Here is a 17,336-nt window from a genome sequence, read left to right as displayed (position 1 = left end):
CAGGACCTGAGCGGTCGCCGCGCGCCGAAGGGGCGCGGCCCAACATTGAGGCGCTTTTTGCCAAAGGCAAAAAGCAACGAATGGCGGGAGGCCCCCTTTATCCGTTGCGCTGGAAGGTCAGGTAATGCTGCGGGCGGCCTTCGCGGATGGCTTTTTGCTCATACCGTGTTGAAATCCAATCATCCCACGGGGTTGCCGATTGGTTGATCAGGGTAAAGCCTGCGGGAGGGACCTCTTCCAGCGTTTGACGGACGTAATCGTCGATATCGGTGGCCACACGGAATTCCGCCCCGGGGATCATCACCCGCGCCAGTGGCAGCAGATGGTTTGGCGTGACAAAGCGCCGGCGATGGTGGCGGGCCTTTGGCCACGGATCGGGATAGTTCAGGAAGGTTTTGGCGATGCAGGCATCGGGCAGGATGTCGAACAGATCGCGCACATCTTCGGGGTGGACACGCAGGTTGTTCACATTGGCCGCGCGGATTTTACCCAAAAGCATCGCCACGCCGTTCACAAAGGGTTCGCAGCCGATGATACCGACCTGAGGGTTCAGGGCCGCCATATGCACCAGATGTTCGCCGCCGCCAAAGCCGATTTCCAGCCAGAGAGGGCGGGTGTCGTTGAACAGTGTCGCCGGGTCGATGACTGCGCGCTGCGGATTGTCGGTCTGGCTGGTGTTTGCGGGGCGCAAGGGTTCCAGATCTTCGGCCAGATATGCCTTTTGGCTGGGGCGCAAGGTTTTGCCGTGATGGCGGCCGTAAAAATTGCGGCGTTCGGGTGTGGAATTGATGTCATCGGTCATGGCGGCCCCCTTGGCTTGCGCGGGGCGGGCGTAGCCTGCGGGGGCGCGCGCGTCAAGCTGTGCGGCAGTGGTTGCGCGGACAGGGCGGAGCCTGCGGCGCGGATATTTATGAACAGATGAGTTGGGGGGCGTTGCTATTTTAACTGTGCGGGGTGAAAGTTAGCGCAAGAATTGCCTCAGACCTTGCCGGAGTGTGCCCCTTATGAAGACGATCTATTTGTTGAACGGCCCGAACCTGAACCTGTTGGGCAAGCGCCAGCCCGAGATTTACGGGCATGAGACCTTGGCCGATGTCGAGCGTGATTGTGCGGCTTTGGCGAAAGGGTTGGGGTTGGGGTTGGAGGCGTTCCAATCCAACCACGAGGGTGCTATTATCGACAAAATCCATGCGGCGCGGAACAAGGCGGCGGGGATTGTGATCAATCCTGGTGCGTTTACCCATACATCAGTCGCCATTCTGGATGCGCTGAATGCGTTTGAAGGGCCGGTGATTGAGGTGCATATTTCCAATGTCCATAAGCGTGAGGCGTTTCGGCACCATTCCTATGTGTCGTTGCGGGCCGAGGGGGTGATTGCGGGGCTGGGGACCGAAGGCTATCAAGCGGCCGTGCGGCGGTTGGCGACCTTGCTGGCATGACGGTGCGGATCGCCGTTGTGGGTGCGGGGCTGATTGGCTTGCGCCATATTGCGACGATTGGGGCGGCATCGGGGGCCGATTTGGCCTGTGTGGTTGATCCTGATGCAGGCGCGCGGGGTGTGGCTGTGGCGCAGGGTGTGCCGTGGTTTGCTGGTTTGGAGGACGTGCCAGAAGGGCTGGCGGATGGCGTTATTTTGGCCACCCCGAACAGGTTGCACGTTGCGGGTGGTTTAGACTGTGTGGCGCGGGGTTTGCCTGTTTTGGTCGAAAAGCCGATTGCGACCGATGTGGCCGAGGCCCGCATCTTGGTTGAAGCGGCCGAGGCGGCGGGCGTGGCCGTTCTGGTGGGGCATCACCGGCGGCATAACCCGCTGATTGCGGCGGCCAAAGCGATGATTGATGCGGGGCGGATCGGGCCTGTGATATCCGTTCAGGCGCAGTTTTGGCTGTGCAAACCGGATGAGTATTTCGACGTGGCATGGCGGCGCGAAGCGGGGGCGGGGCCGGTGTTTGTGAACCTGATCCATGATGTCGACTTGCTGCGCCATTTGGTGGGGGATGTGGTGGCCGTGCAGGCACGGATCGCATCACACCGTGGCCATGCGGTTGAAGATACCTGTGTCGCCACGCTGGAATTTGCGAATGGTGCGTTGGGGACGGTGAATATCTCCGACACGATCCCCGCGCCTTGGTCTTGGGAACTGACGAGTGGCGAGAACCCTGCCTATCCGCCGACCGATCAGGCCTGCTACATGATTGGCGGACGGGACGGCGCGCTGGAATTACCGCGCTTGCGGATTTGGCAGCATGAGGGCGCGCACAGTTGGTGGGCGCCGATTGCGGCCACCACGCATTCCCGTGGGCATGGCGATCCGTTGGTGTTGCAGATAGAACAGTTTGCGCGGGTGATCCGAGGCGAAGAGCCGCCGTTGGTTCCCGCGCGCGAAGGGATGCGGACGCTGGCGGTGATTGAAGCGATTTTAGCGTCATCGGCGCAAGGCGTTCGGGTGGAATTGGGTTAGGGGGACGATATGGATTTGCCAAAGAATGAGTTTAAAGCCGCACTAAAGGCGGGCAAGCAGCAGATCGGGCTATGGGTGTCCATAGCCAATGCGGCATCTGCCGAGGCGGTCGCGACCTGCGGGTTTGACTGGGTGATGGTCGATACCGAACATACGCCGAACGACCCTGCCCAAGTGCAGGCGATGTTGCAAGCGATGGCCCCTTACCCCACCCATGCGGGCGTGCGGCCGGGATGGAACGACGCGGTGGAAATCAAGCGGATCATGGATGTGGGCGCGCAGACGATTTTGGTGCCTTATGTTCAGACCGCCGATGAGGCGCGGGCGGCGGTGGCTGCCGTGTTGTACCCGCCGCATGGGATGCGCGGTGTATCGGGCCTGTCGCGGGCCAGTCGGTTTGGGGCCATACCGAACTATACCGCGAGCGCGAATGATGAGATTTGCTTGCTGGTGCAGGTGGAAACCAAAGCATCCTTGGACCAGATCGAAGCGATTGCGGCGGTGGACGGTGTGGACGGTATTTTCATTGGCCCTGCCGATTTGGCGGCGTCGATGGGCTTTCCGGGGCAGTTGGACCACCCGGACGTAAAGGCCGCGATTTTGGATGCAATCGCGCGGATCAAGGCCACGGGCAAGGCGGCGGGGATTTTGAGTTCGGACCCTGCGTTTTTGCGTGAGGCCGTGGCGGCAGGAACCACGTTTACCGCCGTTGGGCTGGATATTGGCGTGTTGCTGGCAGGGTGCAAGGCGCTGGTGAAAGACTGGAAAGGGTGAAGGACCGCCCGCGCTGTGGCAGGTTTAAACCTTGCATCCTGACTGCCAAGACAGGCACAATCAGGCGCGGCGCTGGTGGGATTTGGTACAGGCTATTGAACGGAACGACTGAGTTAGGCAAAGCACCGAACGGGCCTGCCCAAACATATTGAGGAAAAACGAATGGCTATTCCCGACGTATTGGCAAGTTTGCTGTTGCAGGCTGTAAAGGACCATCAGCTTGGCGGCGCATTTCTGATGTTGGGACGGCAAAGGTTTATCGGGAGCCGAAAGGGCCGGTCCGCAGAACTTTTTGCGCAGGCGATCCAAAAATACCTGCCCGGAGTAGCGGAAGAAGACCTGTGCAACCCCAAAGATGACTACGCCGAAACCTTCTTTTCGCGTTTGGGGTTTACGTCGGTCGACTCGCTTGATTTTTCGGACTTCGAAGAGGCCAGCCTTATCCACGATCTGTCGAAGCCGGTTGGTAAAAAGCTGACCGAACGGTTCGATGTGGTCTATGATGGTGGCACCTGCGAGCATGTGTTCGAGCTGCCAACCGCCTTTCGCAACATCGACAAAATGCTGCGGCCCGGCGGTGTGTTGATCGGGCATTCACCCTGCAATAACTGGATCAATCACGGTTTTGTCCAGATCAGCCCCGAAATGGTTTACGGGTTTTGGGCAAAGGCGATGGGCTATGAGGTTCTTGAGTTGATTTTGCAACCAACCCTGCCTGCATCGGTGGAAAAAATCGCCCGCACTACGGATCCGAATGTCACTGGCAAGCGGCCGCGTATTCTTGGCGATTTGCCGCAAAACGCGCCGATCATCATGCATTATGTGGTGCGCAAGCCAGCTACGGGCGGATTGGGCGGACGGGCCTATCAGACCGATTATGTGAATAAGTGGGATACCGCAGACCCCAGTTGACGGGATCAGCGGTTGGAGGCAGGCGCGGCATTTGCGGCTGCAGCACGCCGAACGACACGCATGCCGCCAAAAATTGGCAGTATTCCCTACCAACCCGCCTTGGCAGACCTAAGTCCCGTAGTGACGATATACGGGACCCAAAACGTGATCAAAGATCAAAATACAAGCGCCTGCACCATCGACGCCGTTATCACCTGGGTTAATGGCAACACGGATGCGCACCGCCAAAAGCGGGCCCTTTACATGGCCCAATCGGATCGCGCGTTGCATGAAAATGCGATAAATCCACATCGCTGGGCAAATAACGACGAAATTTTGTATTGCCTTCAATCCATTGAAAATTTCGCACCCTGGACTCGACATATCTGGATCGTTGTCGACGATGAAACGCCTAACCTGTCGTCCCTGTCTGCTGCGATGCGGGCCAAGATACGGTTTATGTTTCACGCGGAGATTTTTGCAGAATACAGCGCGGTTTTGCCGACCTTCAACTCGCTTGCCATTGAAACCATGCTGTGGCGGATTGACGGACTAAGCGACCGTTTTCTATATTTTAACGATGATGTATTTCTGACAGCGCCGCTGCATCCAAGGGATGTGTTTGACGGGCAGCGCCCTGTTTTGCGCGGCGATTGGGTTGATTACAGCCAGATGTTGCACGATGTTGACATGCAGCAGGATCCGTCAAAGTTCAATCATTTCATGCAGATAAACGCGGCGACGATTGCGGGCTTCAAGGCGGATAGGTTATTTTCGTCTGCCCATGTTGTTCATCCGCTGTGCCGTAAGGTTATGGCAGACCTGTTTGAGCGCCACGCCGATGCCTTTGTTGACAACATCAAATATCGGTTTCGCGATTTGAACCAGTTCTTGCCGCAGGGACTGCACAATCACGCCTGTATCGCCGCGAATGCTGCTGTGCTCCACACCGCAGAGGACCATATCCATATCCAAAGCGGCTGCGGTATTGGGCGACCATCGACAGAGACGTGGTCGGTTTTGGATGCGGTCAGCGCGCCACACATAAAGTTTTTGTGTGTCAACGATTTGCCCCAGTTGGAAGCCGTAATCCCCGAAGCGCGGACTTGGTTGCAAGGGGTCATTGGCGGCTTTCCAGGGCTGGCGCCTGAACACGTGTCGCGTTGAGTGTGCCCATGCGGCTACCCAATGTATGAAATGCAAAAAGCCTCGCTTTCACGGAGCTTTTCCTATTCTTGTCATCCCAATCAGAACGGCTTTTTCAACGCGTCGACCAGGTCGGTTTTTTCCCAACTAAAGCCGCCATCCGCCTCGGGGGCGCGGCCAAAGTGACCATAGGCCGAGGTGCGAGAATAGATCGGCTTGTTCAGGCCCAGATGCGTGCGGATGCCGCGGGGGGTTAGGTCCATCACATCCCAAATCACCTTTTCCAGCTCGGCGTCTGGTACGTTGCCGGTGCCATGCGTGTCGACGTAAATCGACATCGGCTTGGCCACACCAATCGCATAAGACACCTGAATGGTGCAGCGATCTGCCAGCCCTGCGGCCACGACGTTTTTCGCCAGATACCGCGCGGCATAGGCGGCAGAACGGTCTACCTTGGTTGGATCTTTGCCCGAGAACGCGCCGCCGCCGTGGGGGGCTGCACCACCATAAGTATCGACGATGATCTTGCGGCCTGTCAGGCCTGCGTCACCATCCGGCCCGCCGATCACAAACGTACCCGTCGGGTTGACCCACCATTCGGTTTTGGGGGTGATCCAGCTGGCTGGCAGCACTTCGCGGATATAGGGTTCGACAATGGCGCGGATGTCGTGGCTGGTTTGTTTTTTATGCTCGTGCTGGGTCGACAACACGATCGAGGTCACCTCCACCGGCTTGCCATCTTCATAGCGCAAGGAAATCTGGCTTTTGGCATCGGGGCGCAGAGTGCTTTCCTGACCGGATTTGCGCACCTCGGCCAGACGCTTCAAAATAGCGTGGCTGTACTGGATCGGCGCGGGCATCAGCGCATCGGTTTCGCGGCAGGCATAGCCGAACATGATGCCTTGGTCGCCAGCGCCATCCTTATCCACGCCCTGCGCGATATGGGCGGATTGTTCGTGCAGGTAGTTGTGAACCTTTACGGTTTCCCAATGAAACTTTTTCTGTTCATAGCCGATGTCACGGATGCAGTCGCGCACGATGCCTTCGACATTGCCCATCATTTCTTTCAGCTTGACCGGATCAGACAGACCCACCTCGCCGCCGACGACAACGCGTTTGGTGGTGGCAAAGGTTTCACACGCAACGCGGGCGTTGGGCTCAATCGCGATGAAGGCATCAAGGATCGCATCCGAAATACGGTCGCAGACCTTATCTGGGTGGCCTTCCGAGACGGACTCGGAGGTGAATACATAGTTGTTACGTGACATGGGGAAGTGCTCCGTTTGTTGTTCACGCCACGCCAGGAAGCCGTTGTGACGTTCTATTTTTCCGGACTATGCGGGCGGGATAGGCAAGTCAAGCCTTTGCCAACCGCCTGAGAATCAGCAAGAGGCCTGCGAGCCCCAGCAGCAACAATACAATCGGCAGATCGCCGTTGCGCGCATAGGGTGTTTCGGGCAGCGGGGGCGGCAAGGGCGCATCAAGGAAATCGGCCACGCCAAGCGGGAGGGCGGCCACCACACGGCCCCGCGCGTCAATCACCGCAGAAATGCCCGTGTTTGCGGCGCGCAGCACAGGCAAGCCGTTTTCAACCGCGCGCAGGCGGGCTTGGGCCAAGTGCTGCCACGGGCCAGTCAAGGTGCCAAACCAAGCGTCATTGGTGATGTGCAAAATCCAGTCGGCGCGGGTTGGAGCTGCGCGCAGGTCTTGGGGGAACACCGCCTCATAGCAGATCAGCGGCAAGGCGCGGCCCAAGCGCGGGCCAAGGTCGAGCACGGCCGCCCCTGTGCCTGCGGAATAGCCAGCACCTTGTTGGGCGGCAAAGGCCGTGATGCCGAACAAGCGGTAAGCCAGATCGCCAAAGGGGATATATTCGCCAAACGGGACAAGGTGGTGTTTGTCATAAACTTGCGCCACGCGACCATCGGGGGTGATGATCGCCATGCTGTTATAGCCACGATTTCCGATCACCCGCTGGATGCCCACGGCCATTTGCGCGCCCTGCCCCGCAGCACCGATGGCCTGTAGCAAGCCGCTCTCTTCGTTCAACAGGTATGGCACCGAGGTTTCGGGCCAGACCACAAGATCGGGCGCTTTTTCGGAGGGCATGGCGGACAAGTCTGCCAATCGGTCGAAATACAGGCGGGCGCGCTCGGGGTCCCATTTCAGGTGCTGTTCGGCATTGGGTTGCACCAGCCGGACAATGGCCGGATCGGGCGGAGAGGCGGGGCTTTGGCGATCATCCCCTGTGGTATAAAGTGCGGCGATCATCAAGATCGGCAGCGCCGCCGTGCGCCAGCCAAAGGCGGCAGGCACTGCGGCCAGAAACAACGCCAATGCGGTTAGGCCGCTGGCGCCAAAGATGGCGGCGAACTGCACCACAGGCGTATCAATCCAGATATGACCGATCATGGCCCAAGGAAAACCCGTAAACACATAGCCGCGCGCGATTTCCGCCAAGGTCAGCAGAATGGCAAGCCAAAGCACCCGTGTGATGTGCCCTTGCCCAAGGCGATGGGCCGCCCCGGAGGCCGCCGCCCAAAACAACCCCAACCCAAACGGCATGAGGACAAGGACGAAGGGGATCATCCAAGCGTAAACTTCGGGTTCAATCAGAAAGGGTTCAACGATCCACGACAGGGCAAGAAGGAAATACCCCGCGCCAAGGAACAGGCCCAGCCACGCGGCGGCCCCCGCTGTGGGCGCCCCCGCGATGAGCAGCAACGCCGCGAAGAGCCCGAGCAACGCGAGACGCCAAAAGTCCAACGGGGCCTGCCCGGAGGCCATGACAGCGCCGATCCCGAAGGCCGCACCCGTTTGCACCCAGCCCGGCCAAGACCCGAACAGCGCGTTTGAAGCACAACGCAGGGCGCGCCGGATCATGCGTCGCTGGCTTTGACGTCAGTCGGGGCGGCCACCATGGGGGGCGCCGCAACAGGGTTTGCAACCACAGGGGGCGCCACCACGGCCGCCGCCGCGGCAGCAGTTCGGCGGGCAACCGCGCCCGGCAAACGGACGCGCAGGCGTTTCAGGCGGCGCGGGTCGGCATCCACCACCTCAAACTCGGCCCCGCTTTCATGTGGCACAATTTCGCCCCGCGCGGGGATACGGCCCAAACGCAAAAACACCAATCCGCCGAGGGTGTCGATATCGTCATCCTCTTCGCCGTTGCGCAGCGTCAGGCCAAGGGCCTGTTCAAACTCGTCCAAGGGCGCGTTGGCTTGGGCCAGGAACACGCCTTGAGGTTCCTCTTTCCACAACTGGCCCTCGGCCTCGTCATGTTCATCCTCGATTTCGCCGATGACGGTTTCGATCAGGTCCTCGATCGTGACAAGACCGTCAACGCCGCCGTATTCATCAATCACAAGCGCCATATGCACACGGTCTTTTTGCATTTTTTGCAGCAAAACACCGACAGGCATGGAGGGCGGGGCGTAAAGCATAGGCCGCAGCAGTTTGCGCAAGGAGAACTTGCCCGACGCGCCGGCAAAGCCGTATTGCAGCGCCAAATCCTTTAGCAGCACAAGGCCGAGCGGGTGATCCAACGTGCCTTTGTAGACCGGAACGCGGCTGAACCCGTTTTCGCGGAACACTTCGACCAGTTCCTCTTTGCCGATTGTGATCGGGACTGCGGTGATTTCCACCTTTGGCACGGCCACATCATCGACCCGCATCCGGCGCAGGTTGGCAATGCCATGCGTCGTGGCGCCGGAAGATGGCCTTATGGGACCTTGAACGGGTTGGGCCGTGTTGTCAGCGTCGGTATCAGACGGGCTGAGTGCGTCAATGATGCGACCGAAAAAACCGCGTTGCGGAGGTTCATCACTGTCCGGATCGGAGGGATCTTGTGCCTCAACTGCGGCAACGGATCCGTTATGCGTACTACCCATCTGTCCTTTTCCAAATAAATATCGCCCCGAAACGGGGGCGCACCTTAAGCATATGGGTCTGAAAGCCCCAAAGATTCAAGTATCTCTGCCTCAGTCGTTTCCATCAATGTGGCATCTATGTCGTCAATGTGATCGTAACCCAGCAAATGTAACAGACCATGAATAACCAAATGGGTGACATGATCGACCATCGGCTTGTTTGCAGCTTCGGCCTCGCGCGCGCAGGTTTCCCACGCAATCGCGATGTCGCCAAGGTGTTCGGGGTCATCGGCGGGGCCGGGTTCGGGCAGGTCTGGCACCTCGCCTGCATAGTCGGCGGCGCGTTCTTCGGATGGCCAAGACAGCACGTTGGTGGGGGTTGGCTTGCCGCGAAAATCGGCATTCAGGCCCGCGATATGCGCATCATCGCAGCCCATCAGGCACAGGGTAAAGCCTTGTGCGGGTAGGTTAAGATGCGCCAGCGCCGCCCTGCAGGCGCGGGTGGCCACGGTGGGCAGGTCAAACGTCTGCCACCGTGGGTCTTCGATTACTGTGTCAACCAGAGGCTCCATCATGCGCCTCATACGCCTCGATGATGCGGGCGACAAGCGGGTGTCGCACGACATCTTTGGAGGTAAAGTAGTTAAAACTGACGCCTTTGACCCCTTTCAGGATGCGTTCGGCATCGGCCAGACCACTTGCAGTGCCGCGCGGCAGGTCAATTTGTGTGCGGTCGCCGGTGATGACCATGCGCGACCCTTCGCCCAGACGGGTCAGGAACATTTTCATCTGCATGGTCGTGGCGTTTTGCGCCTCATCCAACACGACAAAAGCGTTTGACAGGGTACGCCCGCGCATAAAGGCCAACGGCGCGATTTCAATCCGCTTGTCCTCCATCAATTTTGCCAGCTGTTTTTGCGGAAGGAAGTCGTTCAGCGCGTCATAAAGCGGCTGCATATAAGGGTCGATTTTTTCCTTCATATCGCCGGGCAGAAAGCCAAGCCGTTCGCCCGCCTCAACCGCAGGGCGCGACAGGATGATTTTGTCGACAGCCCCCGCCAGCAGCATGGTCACGCCCACGGCCACGGCCAGATAGGTTTTGCCTGTACCAGCGGGGCCGATGCCAAAACCAAGGTCATTGTCGAACAAATTGCCGACATAGGCTTTTTGCGCAGCGGTCCGAGGTTCAACGGGTTTTTTGCGGGTGCGCAATTCATAGCGTTCGCCCGAGAACATTTCGATCTGTTCCACAGCAGGCAAGGCGCGGTCTGGCATAGGGCGACCCATCCGAATTGCGCCGTCAAGGTCGCCTGCCTCTATTCCTTTACCGGCCTCCAGGCGCGCATAAAGGGCGGTCAGAACCGAAGCCGCATAGTCACGCGCCGAAAGCTCGCCCAACACGGCCAGACGGTTGCCGCGTCGCAAAATATTCACACCTGTTTGGTGTTCGATCTGGCTCAGGTTACGATCATATTCCCCACATAGATCGATCAGCAAACGATTGTCGGGAAATTCCAGCAAGGTTTCATTGCTGTTTTGCGGTGGTGTCGGGGGGGTCAGCGCGCTGATGCCCAAGGAGGTCTCCTTTTACAAAAGATTATAGCCTTAGAGTGGGGCGCAAGTGGGTCTCTGACAAGTGACAATTTCGTAAAGTCCTATAACCAAGAGATTTTTTCACTCTGGAAACCGAAAAAGGCCGCAGCTTTCGCTACGGCCTTTATTTTGGGCATGCCTGCCATTAACGGCGCACGACAACGGTTCTTCGGCCCGGGCCGGATACTTTGTCCTGAATACCCTCAGTGTTGGATTGGTATTCACGGATCACTGTGCCCGGTGGATACAGGTCGTTACAGATCGGTAGACCCGACACGGGGTCATAGCGTGGCGAGGAATACCCTTCCAAACCATCGTCGATGATCCAGTTCTGACATCCATCAGGGTCATAGGCGATTGCAGCGACACCGTTGTTCAAAACACCCGTATCACGACCTTGATCCTGACCTGTTGCGATGATGGAATTCGACCCGCGATACCGTTCGGTACCTTCAAAGCTCTCGCCAACACAGCCCGAAAGGACCACGGCGGCAACCAGACCTGCACTGATTTTCATTGCGTTGATCATATCTGTTACCACCTGTAGCAAATGACTTCGACGCGGCGGTTCTGCTGCATACCTGCGGCAGAATTGTTCGACGCGACGGGACGTGTTTCACCAAAGCCGATCTGGCGTTCAACCGCTGCACCAACCGAACGGGCAACACCACCAACAGCGGCAGCGCGGCGTTCGGACAGGTTTTGATTATAGCCATGCGATGCGCGGCTGTCGGTATGGCCATAGATGGCATAGCCGAACGCATCCGTGCTTTGGAAAAACTGCTGCAAACGGGCGCGGCCGTTGCTGGTCAGCTGCGCTGAGTCGGTGTGGAAAAGCGTGTCGGTGTTTTCGACCAGACAGGTATTTTTCTTTAGACAAACCGGCTTGCCGGTTTTCGGGTTGCGGCGCGGCACCATGTAGCCTTCAAGACCACCATCCGCCCACCAGTGCATACAGCCGTCATCATCGACCCACACACCCCATTCGATTTGGCCGGACACCTTGGGCTGCGCCATCACGGCAGCGGGCCCTGACAGGCCCAGCGCAAGAGCGGCCCCACCTATCACCATTTTCATTGTTGCACTAATTTTTCGCTTCACAGTGGTAACCCCCCCGGGCATTCCGCAGACTATATAATACCCACAAAGATTTGCAGCCCAGTCGCAGCATTGTAAAGCAAAAACTGCCCATGACTGGCAGAGTTCGCACCAATAGTTGCGCTTTGCGCTGCAATCAGGGGCACATATCGCTTTTCCACAGGTTTAGGAAACGCAGAAATTGTTAACCCAGCGGCACGCCCGCCAAAGAGTTGGATTTGGATTCTGTAATGCGCACACGCACCAGTTGACCGACTTGGCCAGCGGCATCCGTTACATGCACCGCATGCAGGTGTTGCGACTTGCCAACCATCTGGCCATCCAGCCGCCCCGCCTTTTCATAAAGAACATCGACCACTTGCCCGACCATCGCATCTTGGGCCGCACGTTGTTGGCTGGTCAGAAGGGCTTGCAGTTCTTGCAAGCGGGCATCGGCGACGGCTGTGTCGACATCGAGCTTTTCCGCCGCAGGGGTGCCGGGGCGGGCCGAGTATTTGAACGAATATGCCATACCGTAGCCGACCTTGCGCACCAGATTAAGGGTGTCTTGGAAGTCGGCATCGGTTTCGCCGGGAAAGCCCACGATAAAATCCGAGGTCAGCAAGATATCGGGACGTGCGTTGCGCACGCGGTCCAGCACGCGCAAATAGTCATCGGCGGTGTGCTTGCGGTTCATCGCCTTAAGAATACGGTCCGACCCAGATTGCACGGGCAGGTGCAGATAGGGCATCAGGGCGGGGCAATCGCCGTGGGCTGCGATTAGGTCGTCTTCCATATCATTCGGGTGACTGGTCATATAGCGCAGGCGCTGGATGCCATCCAGTTGCGCCATTTCGCGGATCAGGCGGGCAAGGCCGTAGCCGCCCGCGCTGTAGGCGTTCACATTTTGGCCCAGCAGGGTCAATTCGCGCACCCCACGGCTGGCCAGATTGCGGGCCTCGGCCAGCAGGCGTTCCGGCGGGCGGCTGACCTCGGACCCGCGGGTATAGGGGACCACGCAAAAGGCGCAGAACTTGTCGCAGCCTTCTTGCACTGTCAAAAACGCGGCAGGGCCGCGCATCGCTTTGCGCTCGGGCAAGTGATCAAACTTATCCTCGACCGGAAATTCCGTCTCAATGGCGCGCTCGCCTTTTTGGATTTTCGCCTCCATTTCGGGCAGGCGGTGATAGCTTTGCGGGCCGACAACCAGATCAACCAAGGGCATCCGACGCATGATTTCCGCACCTTCGGCCTGTGCGACACAGCCAGCCACGGCGATTTTCAGGTTCGGATTGGCCTCTTTGGCGGGGCGAAGGCGGCCCAGATCGGAAAAAAGCTTTTCCGACGCTTTTTCGCGGATATGGCAAGTGTTGATCATCACCATATCGGCGCCGTCGATCTGGTCGGTTTGCACATAACCGCTGGCGCCAAGGCTTTCGGCCATGCGTTCACTGTCATAAACGTTCATCTGGCACCCGTAGGTTTTGATGAACAGCTTTTTGGGGTCAGTCATGGCGGCACCTTTTCCAGATCGTCGCAGCTTGTACACCGCCCTGCCCCAACCCGCAACGCCCCCACCTTTTGCGGTCGGGACTTGCGTTTGGCAGGTCCAACCCTTTAACCTTTGGTACGTAGCCTTTGGTACATAACAGCGCCTTGGGTCAGGCATCGGGGACATCATGCGGTACAAGAGTTTGACGGCGTTTTTGGAAAAGGGGCGCGCTGGCCTTGCCAAAGGGCCGATTGCGATCATCATGGCCGAAGATGCGGTTGAGGTGGAAAGCACTGTTTTGCACCACCTTGATATCGGCTTTCGGACCGTTTTGCTGCTGACCAACCCTGAAACGGCTGTGCCTGCATCGATTGAAGAAAAAGTCGAGCGGATTGATTATGCGACGCATGTTCGCGATGCCATGCAAGCGGCCGTCAATCAGGTGAGCGAGGCCGTGTCCGGAATATGGATGTATTACGGGTTTAACGCCGAATATTTGTTCCATCCGTTTTGCGAAAGCCGCAACATTCGGGAATTGCTGGCCTTTCACACCGAAGAGCGGCGTGATGCCGTGCTGTCTTATGTGATCGACCTTTATGCCGATGATTTGGAAACCCACCCGAACGCCGTATCGCTTGAAAATGCGCTACTGGACAGATCGGGATATTATGCGCTTGGGCGGCCTGACCCTGCCAACCACAATCACCCGCGCGACCGGCAATTGGACTTTTTCGGCGGCTTGCGTTGGCGGTTTGAGGAACACATCCCCGCCGCGCGGCGCAAAATTGACCGCATCGCACTGTTTCGCACCAAGCCGGGGTTGATTTTGCGGCCCGACTTCACCTTTTCGGATGAAGAGTACAACACCTATGCCTGCCCGTGGCATCACAACATCACGACGGCAATCGTATCCTTTCGCACCGCCAAGGCGCTGAAATCCAACCCCGGGTCGCGCTATGACATCCATGATTTCAAATGGCACAATTCGACCAAATTTCAGTGGAACAGCCAGCAGTTAATGGATTTGGGTTTGATGGAGCCGGGCCAATGGTTCTGATCCTACGCCCTGCCAGCACAGCCGATGCAGCCGAGGCGACCGATATTTTGAACGCCATTATCGCGCTGGGTGGAACGACCGCGATTGAGACCCCGTTAACAAAGGCCGAGATGGTCGAATGGTTCTTGATGCCCGGCCCAAGGGTGTTTTTCTGCACGGTCGCCGTGCAAGACGGTGTTATGGTCGGGTTCCAATCGGTGGGGCGCGCGGATTATTTGCCTGCGGCTTGCGGCGAGATGGGCACTTATGCGCGGATTGGCCAGAACCAGAAAGGTGTAGGTTCTGCGCTGTTTGCCGAAACAATTAGGGCGGCGCGTGGTTTGGGGCTCACCCAGCTGAACGCCAAGATCCGTTGTGACAACACAGGCGGGCTTGCCTATTACAGCCGCATGGGGTTTGGCGATGGTCAGCCTGCGCCCGATGTTACCTTGAAATCCGGCAAGGTTATTGCGCGGGTTCACAAGCGGTTCGGGCTGTAACGCGGCAGGGCTTGCACCGCGAGGCACAAATTCTTCTGGTTGGTTGAAACTTTCGCCAACCTGCTCCCGTTCCTTCCATACAACAGCCCGGATGGTCTGGGCAGATGGAGGAAACTATGACCAACCTGATCACCCGCCTTGTGGCATCCGCCGCGATTGCCCTGACATCCGTGCCCGCCTTGGCCGCCAATCCCGATGTCGGTGGTGCCGCGATGTTCGAAACGAAAAACATCGTTGAAAACGCCGTAAACTCGGCAGATCACACAACGCTGGTGGCCGCCGTAAAGGCCGCAGGGTTGGTGGATACATTGGCGTCACCCGGCCCGTTTACGGTGTTTGCGCCTGTGAATGCGGCCTTTGCCGCCTTGCCTGCGGGCACAGTGGACACGCTGCTAAAGCCGGAAAACAAACCGACGCTGACCAAGGTGCTGACAGCGCATGTGGTTGCTGGCACGCTGACGGCGGCACGGCTGAAAACCTGTGCAGCGAAAAGCAAGGACGGGTTTTGCAACATGACTACGGTTTCGGGCGATGCGCTGTCGGCAAAGGTTCGTGGCAACACCGTTTATATCTATGATGAAAGCGGGAATGCGGGCCGTGTGACAATTGGCGATGTGATCCAGTCGAACGGCGTTATCCATGTGGTCGACAAGGTGCTGTTGCCCAAGTAATCCGTCTGCGTCTGTCCCTTTGGGCGCAAACGGATCGGGGCGGGGGATTGGCCCCCCGCCCCATCATTTCACCAAAAGCTGCGCCATTTCGGCATGTTCCAACAGGGCCGCCTGCCCTTTGGGGGTAAGCTGGTAAATCCCGCGATCGACCCGTTCGAACCAGCCGTAATGATCATCGCGCATTTGCGCCGCCGCCCGCGAAACCCCCACGGCCTTGGCCACCACAGCCGCCTTGCACGGCCCTGCCTGCAAATGCAGCGCGCAGCGGATTGCGTCTTGGCGATAAGCCGTCATTTTCGCGCCGGAAATCCCGCCTTCATTCGGATCACCCACGCGGCGGTCAAATTCACGCAGCAACCGCTGGGCGGCTTTGGTTTTCAGACGCGGGGCATAGGGGGCGGGGTCCAGATGCGCCTCGACCCCCGTTGGCCCAACGGCCAGCAAACCCAGCGACAGGCGGCGGCACAATGCGATGATGTCACGGTAGCGCAGCTTCCAGCCTTTGCTGACAGGCACGGCAAGATACACATGGTCGAACAAGCCTTGCCGCACTACGCCTTGCATGACCAGTTGCAGCGAAAACGTCAGCTTCATTTCCACAATCACGGGCCGTTCGTCGCCACGCCGCGCCATGATATCGCAATCGCCGATCTCGGCTTTCACCTCATAGCCTTGGCTTTCCAGATAGGCCTTGAGGGGGGCGTATAGATCAGCCTCACGCACGCAGCATCAGGCCAAACGGCGCAGGCGGATCACCACATCAACCTTTGAAATCTCGGTTCCGGGTGGCAGGTCGGGCAGACGAGCGATTTCCAATTGGTCAGCGCGGGCATCGGTCAATTCTGCCGTGTCTTCCCAGTAGAAATGCGGGTGGTCATCCATGCGGGTATCAAAATAGCTTTTGGACCCGTCAACAACGACTTCCTGCATCAGCCCTGCCTCACAAAAGGCGCGCAGGGTGTTGTAGACGGTGGCAAGGCTTACGCCTTCGCCCGTGCCCGTCGAGGCGGCAAACAGGCTTTCAGCCGTGACATGGCGGTCGACACCATCACCGACCAGCAGGCCCGCCAGCGCAACACGCTGCCGTGTGGGCCGAAGCCCCCCTTTGGCAAGCCATTCTGTGCCGCGTTGTACCGCCTGATCCAGCATTCGGGTATGTCCTATTCCAGTTACCTTTATATAAAGCCTTTTTCAGGCTAATTTCAACCCGAATGCAGGGCGCAAATACGGGGCTGACCCTGCGCCGCACTTGCCACTGCGCAAAGTGGGGTGTTAATGAAGGAAAAAGCGTTCAAGAGAGGGGCATTGCCATATGTCGCAGTATCCAACGAGTTTCGACAAAGAAGGCCTGCTGAAATGCGCGCGGGGCGAATTGTTTGGCCCCGGCAATGCGCAGTTGCCCGCCCCGCCGATGTTGATGATGGACCGCATTACCGAAGTGTCTGGCGATGGCGGCGCACATGGCAAAGGCCATATCGTGGCCGAGTTTGATATCACCCCAGACCTGTGGTTTTTCGACTGCCATTTTCCCGGCAACCCGATCATGCCCGGCTGTCTTGGGCTTGATGGTCTTTGGCAATTGACCGGCTTTAACCTTGGCTGGCGTGGCTGGCAGGGTCGCGGTTACGCGCTGGGTGTGGGCGAAGTGAAACTGACAGGCATGGTGCGCCCTGACCGCAAGATGCTGACCTATAAGGTTGATTTCACCAAGGCGATCCAAACCCGCCGCCTGACCATGGGCGTGGCTGATGGTATCGTAGAAGCGGACGGCGAGGTGATCTATATCGTCAAAGACATGAAAGTCGCTTTGTCTGAAAGCTAAGGCT

General features: G+C 58.3%; 20 protein-coding genes and 1 riboswitch. Of the genes, 9 read left to right on the top strand and 11 right to left on the bottom strand.

The features are described from left to right. Positions 1 to 97: 97 nt before the first annotated feature. Positions 98 to 802: a tRNA (guanine(46)-N(7))-methyltransferase TrmB gene (gene trmB / locus G560_RS0101415; RefSeq protein WP_022702527.1), complete on the bottom strand. Its 705-nt coding sequence runs from the start codon at positions 800 to 802 to the stop codon at positions 98 to 100. 202 nt (positions 803 to 1,004) lie between these two features. On the opposite strand from trmB, the gene aroQ reads away from it, so the two are divergent. From aroQ to G560_RS0101390, 5 genes are all read left to right on the top strand, one after another. Continuing rightward, positions 1,005 to 1,439 carry a type II 3-dehydroquinate dehydratase gene (gene aroQ / locus G560_RS0101410; RefSeq protein ID WP_022702526.1) on the top strand — a complete coding sequence of 145 codons (435 nt, stop codon included), beginning with the start codon at positions 1,005 to 1,007 and terminating at the stop codon, positions 1,437 to 1,439. After that, complete coding sequence (locus tag G560_RS0101405) at positions 1,436 to 2,461, top strand: Gfo/Idh/MocA family protein (protein WP_022702525.1); 1,026 nt, start codon at positions 1,436 to 1,438, stop codon at positions 2,459 to 2,461. Before aroQ ends, G560_RS0101405 begins: the two co-directional genes overlap by 4 nt. 9 nt (positions 2,462 to 2,470) lie before the next feature. Then, the gene (locus G560_RS0101400) at positions 2,471 to 3,235 is read left to right on the top strand and encodes an aldolase/citrate lyase family protein (RefSeq protein ID WP_022702524.1); all 765 of its coding nucleotides are present in this window, start codon (positions 2,471 to 2,473) and stop codon (positions 3,233 to 3,235) included. Between the two features lie 162 nt (positions 3,236 to 3,397). After that, positions 3,398 to 4,147: a methyltransferase domain-containing protein gene (locus G560_RS0101395; protein WP_022702523.1), complete on the top strand. Its 750-nt coding sequence runs from the start codon at positions 3,398 to 3,400 to the stop codon at positions 4,145 to 4,147. A gap of 60 nt (positions 4,148 to 4,207) precedes the next feature. Then, complete coding sequence (locus tag G560_RS0101390) at positions 4,208 to 5,293, top strand: stealth family protein (protein WP_155947076.1); 1,086 nt, start codon at positions 4,208 to 4,210, stop codon at positions 5,291 to 5,293. Positions 5,294 to 5,373: 80 nt separating this feature from the next. Here the strand turns inward: G560_RS0101390 and metK are convergent, their stop codons facing one another. The 8 genes from metK to miaB all read right to left on the bottom strand — a co-directional run bounded on the left by metK (position 5,374) and on the right by miaB (position 13,324). Further along, the gene (metK, locus tag G560_RS0101385) at positions 5,374 to 6,540 is read right to left on the bottom strand and encodes a methionine adenosyltransferase (RefSeq protein ID WP_022702521.1); all 1,167 of its coding nucleotides are present in this window, start codon (positions 6,538 to 6,540) and stop codon (positions 5,374 to 5,376) included. A gap of 7 nt (positions 6,541 to 6,547) precedes the next feature. Further along, positions 6,548 to 6,595: riboswitch (SAM-SAH riboswitch) on the bottom strand. A 33-nt stretch (positions 6,596 to 6,628) separates the two neighbouring features. After that, positions 6,629 to 8,155: an apolipoprotein N-acyltransferase gene (gene lnt / locus G560_RS0101380; RefSeq protein WP_022702520.1), complete on the bottom strand. Its 1,527-nt coding sequence runs from the start codon at positions 8,153 to 8,155 to the stop codon at positions 6,629 to 6,631. Further along, positions 8,152 to 9,162, bottom strand: coding sequence for a hemolysin family protein (locus G560_RS18225; RefSeq protein ID WP_022702519.1), 1,011 nt, complete (start codon positions 9,160 to 9,162; stop codon positions 8,152 to 8,154). The genes lnt and G560_RS18225 overlap by 4 nt, the downstream gene beginning before the upstream one ends. Positions 9,163 to 9,206: 44 nt before the next feature. Next, positions 9,207 to 9,713 carry an rRNA maturation RNase YbeY gene (ybeY, locus tag G560_RS0101370; protein ID WP_022702518.1) on the bottom strand — a complete coding sequence of 169 codons (507 nt, stop codon included), beginning with the start codon at positions 9,711 to 9,713 and terminating at the stop codon, positions 9,207 to 9,209. Then, a complete protein-coding gene (locus G560_RS0101365) occupies positions 9,697 to 10,716 on the bottom strand; it encodes a PhoH family protein (protein ID WP_022702517.1) in 1,020 nt (339 codons plus the stop codon). Before G560_RS0101365 ends, ybeY begins: the two co-directional genes overlap by 17 nt. A 163-nt stretch (positions 10,717 to 10,879) precedes the next feature. Next, the gene (locus tag G560_RS20170) at positions 10,880 to 11,263 is read right to left on the bottom strand and encodes a hypothetical protein (RefSeq protein WP_022702516.1); all 384 of its coding nucleotides are present in this window, start codon (positions 11,261 to 11,263) and stop codon (positions 10,880 to 10,882) included. 5 nt (positions 11,264 to 11,268) lie between these two features. After that, entirely contained in the window at positions 11,269 to 11,811 is a 543-nt protein-coding gene (locus tag G560_RS0101355; protein WP_033419166.1) for an OmpA family protein, read from the bottom strand. A 205-nt stretch (positions 11,812 to 12,016) separates the two neighbouring features. Then, positions 12,017 to 13,324, bottom strand: coding sequence for a tRNA (N6-isopentenyl adenosine(37)-C2)-methylthiotransferase MiaB (gene miaB, locus G560_RS0101350; RefSeq protein WP_022702514.1), 1,308 nt, complete (start codon positions 13,322 to 13,324; stop codon positions 12,017 to 12,019). Between the two features lie 166 nt (positions 13,325 to 13,490). Between miaB and G560_RS0101345 the strand changes: the two genes are divergently transcribed. The 3 genes from G560_RS0101345 to G560_RS0101335 all read left to right on the top strand — a co-directional run bounded on the left by G560_RS0101345 (position 13,491) and on the right by G560_RS0101335 (position 15,510). Continuing rightward, positions 13,491 to 14,360 carry a hypothetical protein gene (locus G560_RS0101345; protein ID WP_022702513.1) on the top strand — a complete coding sequence of 290 codons (870 nt, stop codon included), beginning with the start codon at positions 13,491 to 13,493 and terminating at the stop codon, positions 14,358 to 14,360. Next, the gene (locus G560_RS0101340) at positions 14,351 to 14,839 is read left to right on the top strand and encodes a GNAT family N-acetyltransferase (protein ID WP_022702512.1); all 489 of its coding nucleotides are present in this window, start codon (positions 14,351 to 14,353) and stop codon (positions 14,837 to 14,839) included. Before G560_RS0101345 ends, G560_RS0101340 begins: the two co-directional genes overlap by 10 nt. 116 nt (positions 14,840 to 14,955) lie before the next feature. Further along, positions 14,956 to 15,510: a fasciclin domain-containing protein gene (locus G560_RS0101335; protein ID WP_022702511.1), complete on the top strand. Its 555-nt coding sequence runs from the start codon at positions 14,956 to 14,958 to the stop codon at positions 15,508 to 15,510. 63 nt (positions 15,511 to 15,573) lie between these two features. Here G560_RS0101335 and G560_RS0101330 read toward each other — a convergent pair whose 3' ends face one another. Both G560_RS0101330 and irr read right to left on the bottom strand, forming a co-directional pair. Next, positions 15,574 to 16,233 (bottom strand): DUF2161 domain-containing phosphodiesterase, encoded by a 660-nt coding sequence (locus G560_RS0101330; protein ID WP_022702510.1) that lies wholly within the window; start codon positions 16,231 to 16,233, stop codon positions 15,574 to 15,576. A 6-nt stretch (positions 16,234 to 16,239) separates the two neighbouring features. Next, the gene (gene irr / locus G560_RS0101325) at positions 16,240 to 16,659 is read right to left on the bottom strand and encodes a Fur family transcriptional regulator Irr (protein ID WP_022702509.1); all 420 of its coding nucleotides are present in this window, start codon (positions 16,657 to 16,659) and stop codon (positions 16,240 to 16,242) included. 163 nt (positions 16,660 to 16,822) lie between these two features. On the opposite strand from irr, the gene fabA reads away from it, so the two are divergent. After that, complete coding sequence (gene fabA, locus G560_RS0101320) at positions 16,823 to 17,332, top strand: bifunctional 3-hydroxydecanoyl-ACP dehydratase/trans-2-decenoyl-ACP isomerase (protein WP_022702508.1); 510 nt, start codon at positions 16,823 to 16,825, stop codon at positions 17,330 to 17,332. Positions 17,333 to 17,336 lie beyond the last annotated feature (4 nt).

This window comes from Pseudorhodobacter ferrugineus DSM 5888 (genome assembly GCF_000420745.1).
GTDB lineage: Bacteria > Pseudomonadota > Alphaproteobacteria > Rhodobacterales > Rhodobacteraceae > Pseudorhodobacter > Pseudorhodobacter ferrugineus.
Note: the sequence above shows the minus strand (reverse complement) of the source record. Positions and strands in the feature narration are given on the sequence as shown.

Bases quoted from the DNA above. Each gene is read 5' to 3' on its own strand.
- G560_RS0101340 (WP_022702512.1), top strand. From the start codon at position 14,351: ATGGTTCTGATCCTACGCCCTGCCAGCACAGCCGATGCAGCCGAGGCG.
- G560_RS0101390 (WP_155947076.1), top strand. From the start codon at position 4,208: ATGCCGCCAAAAATTGGCAGTATTCCCTACCAACCCGCCTTGGCAGAC.
- fabA (WP_022702508.1), top strand. From the start codon at position 16,823: ATGTCGCAGTATCCAACGAGTTTCGACAAAGAAGGCCTGCTGAAATGC.
- aroQ (WP_022702526.1), top strand. From the start codon at position 1,005: ATGAAGACGATCTATTTGTTGAACGGCCCGAACCTGAACCTGTTGGGC.
- G560_RS0101335 (WP_022702511.1), top strand. From the start codon at position 14,956: ATGACCAACCTGATCACCCGCCTTGTGGCATCCGCCGCGATTGCCCTG.
- trmB (WP_022702527.1), bottom strand. From the start codon at position 802: ATGACCGATGACATCAATTCCACACCCGAACGCCGCAATTTTTACGGC.
- irr (WP_022702509.1), bottom strand. From the start codon at position 16,659: ATGCTGGATCAGGCGGTACAACGCGGCACAGAATGGCTTGCCAAAGGG.
- ybeY (WP_022702518.1), bottom strand. From the start codon at position 9,713: ATGGAGCCTCTGGTTGACACAGTAATCGAAGACCCACGGTGGCAGACG.
- G560_RS0101400 (WP_022702524.1), top strand. From the start codon at position 2,471: ATGGATTTGCCAAAGAATGAGTTTAAAGCCGCACTAAAGGCGGGCAAG.
- metK (WP_022702521.1), bottom strand. From the start codon at position 6,540: ATGTCACGTAACAACTATGTATTCACCTCCGAGTCCGTCTCGGAAGGC.
- G560_RS0101405 (WP_022702525.1), top strand. From the start codon at position 1,436: ATGACGGTGCGGATCGCCGTTGTGGGTGCGGGGCTGATTGGCTTGCGC.
- lnt (WP_022702520.1), bottom strand. From the start codon at position 8,155: ATGATCCGGCGCGCCCTGCGTTGTGCTTCAAACGCGCTGTTCGGGTCT.
- miaB (WP_022702514.1), bottom strand. From the start codon at position 13,324: ATGACTGACCCCAAAAAGCTGTTCATCAAAACCTACGGGTGCCAGATG.
- G560_RS18225 (WP_022702519.1), bottom strand. From the start codon at position 9,162: ATGGGTAGTACGCATAACGGATCCGTTGCCGCAGTTGAGGCACAAGAT.
- G560_RS0101395 (WP_022702523.1), top strand. From the start codon at position 3,398: ATGGCTATTCCCGACGTATTGGCAAGTTTGCTGTTGCAGGCTGTAAAG.
- G560_RS20170 (WP_022702516.1), bottom strand. From the start codon at position 11,263: ATGATCAACGCAATGAAAATCAGTGCAGGTCTGGTTGCCGCCGTGGTC.
- G560_RS0101345 (WP_022702513.1), top strand. From the start codon at position 13,491: ATGCGGTACAAGAGTTTGACGGCGTTTTTGGAAAAGGGGCGCGCTGGC.
- G560_RS0101355 (WP_033419166.1), bottom strand. From the start codon at position 11,811: ATGAAAATGGTGATAGGTGGGGCCGCTCTTGCGCTGGGCCTGTCAGGG.